Source organism: Gemmatimonadota bacterium (genome assembly GCA_026706345.1).
GTDB lineage: Bacteria > JAAXHH01 > JAAXHH01 > JAAXHH01 > JAAXHH01 > JAAXHH01.
Map to the genome: position 1 here is coordinate 1 of JAPOYX010000204.1, position 2,727 is coordinate 2,727.

The following is a 2,727-nucleotide window of genomic DNA, read 5'->3' on the forward strand; positions in this document are numbered from 1 at the left end:
AATTCGGATAACCGGCGATATAGGCAGACGGTATGTTTTCCATTCCAATGACCGGACCGGCCGCAAGACAGTCTCGGAGCGCCCGCCCCCGAGCCGGTACCGGTTCCGCAAGAAATTTGCTCACCTCAGGCCCGGCAGCGGAGTTGCGGCCAGGCTGTGCAAGTGGCTCATTATACGAGAAACTGTCCTTTGCACTAATATGCTGGTGTAAGGGCTTTTTGTCGGCCTACATATGTCTCTACGGGCGTCGTGCGACGTCGATCCGGACGCGCCGGCCGGACCGGACGCTACGTCCGTCTGGACGCCGGCGAACCCCTTGCGGCAGCCGAAAACCGGCCTGATCACAACCGAGGGCCTTGAGAACACGGTCTTCGTCACGCGCGGCGCCTACGGCCGTTGAGGCGGCCAGCCGGAGTCGCCCGCCGGCGCGCGACGCCTCGACTATGACGGCGCAAGACACCCGGGTCATTCCGGCTTGCGCGCCTTGTGGTAGTACATGGGCGTGAATATCCCCAGGCGCCCTCCGGCCACGAGGCTGTCGGCCGCCACGTTGAGTACTTCCGATATTGCCAACGATCCTTTGGGCACGGCACGTACGCGTTCCAGAACGCGCAGGACGCCCGTGGTGATCCTGCGGCCGAGAGGTGTCCGCGGCAAACTTTTCAGCGTCCGCGCACTGCCTTCCAGCGGCCGGTACCACGGCGTCTCCGGATCGGCATCCGGCGCGCGGTCCCGCGCCTCGATCGCCTCGAAGCCGCACGCGCGGAGGCCATCGGTGATGTCTGCGAATGAAGCGATTTGCGGCAGGGCGTTGCCGTATTCGATGCCCTGCCTGATTTCGCGGTGCTCCGGGTTGCCGTCGTCGTACAGCGGGGTCATGCACCAGTCGTAGCCGGCAAAGAATGCCCCCGGCCGCAAAATCCGGAATGCCTCGGCATAGGCGGCCGTCTTGTCCGGGGCGTGAGCAATGGCCTCGATATGGTAAGCGGCGTCGAAGCTCCCGTCTTCCGCCGGTATATCCATGAAATCGCCGTGCAAGACGCTGCAGATATCCTCGAGGCCCTCTTTCCTGGCGTATGTGGTGCACTTCCCGATCTGGTATTCGCTGATATTCAGCCCGACAATCGAGGCGCCGAATTTTCTTGCTATGGAGCGCTGCGGGCCGCCTACGCCGCAACCGAAATCCAGCACTTTCATGCCCGGCTTCAGGCCGATCGCTTCGCCCAGAAAGTGCTGGTGGCCGGTGAGGCAATCCTCGAAAGACACGCCGTCCCTGCCCGGCGCGAAGTGAAACGACCGGCCCCATCCATACTCGTAAAAGTCGGTAATCAGGTCGTAAAACGCCTGTACCATCAGGGCGTATTCTTCACGGCCTCGCTGCTGGCTCTTGAGGTATTTCGACAGTGCTTCGGCCGTATCCTCCGGCCGGATTGCCCTGGAAATGGGGCTATGAAAATCAGCCGGCACGGGTGTTTTCTCCGGACAGGTTTTCGGCAAGGCCGTCAGGCTAGAATTGCCGGTACCACCTGCGCATCTCCCAGACGGGACCGTCACCCGCGGCCAATGATGGGCGTTGCTGGTATACTTTTCCCTTCCATATCTTCAGGTCCTGCCGCCACTGAGAAATCCAGTTTCCGACGACGTAGGAAACGAATATTCGCGGCACGCGACGGGGGGCGAACCAACGGAAAGTCACCCGTTGCTTCAACGAGGCTACGGGCGTGTGCGTCTGGAACATCGCAATTTCGCCGATTTTCGGTACTTTGAAATCGAACTTTACAATACTGCCCGGACCTAGAAACGTGATCAGCGCCCGGGACCTCGTTCTTTCGCAGACCCGGCCCCCGATCTCAAGCGTCGCTTCGTCTCCGAAATACGAAACGTGTTCGAGCCTGTCGTCGATCTGCCATGAAGGCTCGTGCCGGATTCTGATCCAGGGCAATCTTATACTGGTCCACGGGACGCGCATTGCACCGTGAAGCTGCGAAAAGTGCCCGAAGTCGACGCTATTCTCCGCAAATTCGATAATGTGCATATCCACCTCGCCCCCATCATACTGGCCGCGACAGACGAACTGCCGGCTGTCGATCTTCGGCTGGGGCGGAAGCCGATAGGGCGCCGGGGCGCTAGGGTGCGTCGACCGGTAAATCATGACCATGCCGTAGTAGTCGATCGCTTCCCAGTGCCGGTGGGCGGTCGGCCGGTCCTCGGCGTCGGGCCAGTCGCGAACCCCGCCGTCTCCATCCACCTGCCAGCCGTGAAACGGGCATTGCAGCCGATCTCCCTCGACCCGGCTATGGGCCAGGTTCGCACCCTGATGCGGACAGAACGCTTCCACGGCCGCGATCCGGCCCTGTGTCCGGCTGCGAAACAGCGCGATATGCTCGCCCAGGCACTCGACGTGCCTGACTTCTCCCGGTCGGATTTCACCGGACGCCGCAACCCTGTACCAGCCGTCCGGATAGGGCGGCGGATAGGTGCGTTCCCTGTAGCGTGTCAGGTTGTCGGACATGGATCAGGAGCCCTTCCCGGCTCCGTATACGGCGCGGCCCGTTCATCGTATTTCATCGGCCGCCGGTCAGCCTCGAAGATTGGCAAGACCGATTTCAGAGCAGCATTGTATCCGGATTCTGCAGTCTCTAGTTATCCGGCCCAGGCCGCGGCATCAAGAAACGCGTCTTGCGCGCGGCGGCGCCGGCACGGTGCGGTTGTGCGGGAATCCGTGTC

General features: G+C 61.9%; 3 protein-coding genes. 1 reads left to right on the forward strand and 2 read right to left on the reverse strand.

Translation table 11 applies throughout. The features are described 5' to 3' along the window. Positions 1 to 232 precede the first annotated feature (232 nt). Positions 233 to 400, forward strand: a complete 168-nt coding sequence (locus OXG98_14155) for a hypothetical protein (protein MCY3773144.1) — start codon at positions 233 to 235, stop codon at positions 398 to 400. 65 nt (positions 401 to 465) lie between these two features. On the opposite strand, the gene OXG98_14160 is transcribed toward OXG98_14155, so the two are convergent. Together OXG98_14160 and OXG98_14165 are read right to left on the reverse strand one after the other, a co-directional pair. Continuing rightward, entirely contained in the window at positions 466 to 1,467 is a 1,002-nt protein-coding gene (locus OXG98_14160; protein MCY3773145.1) for a methyltransferase domain-containing protein, read from the reverse strand. Positions 1,468 to 1,507: 40 nt separating this feature from the next. Beyond that, positions 1,508 to 2,512 carry a Rieske 2Fe-2S domain-containing protein gene (locus tag OXG98_14165; protein MCY3773146.1) on the reverse strand — a complete coding sequence of 335 codons (1,005 nt, stop codon included), beginning with the start codon at positions 2,510 to 2,512 and terminating at the stop codon, positions 1,508 to 1,510. Positions 2,513 to 2,727 lie beyond the last annotated feature (215 nt).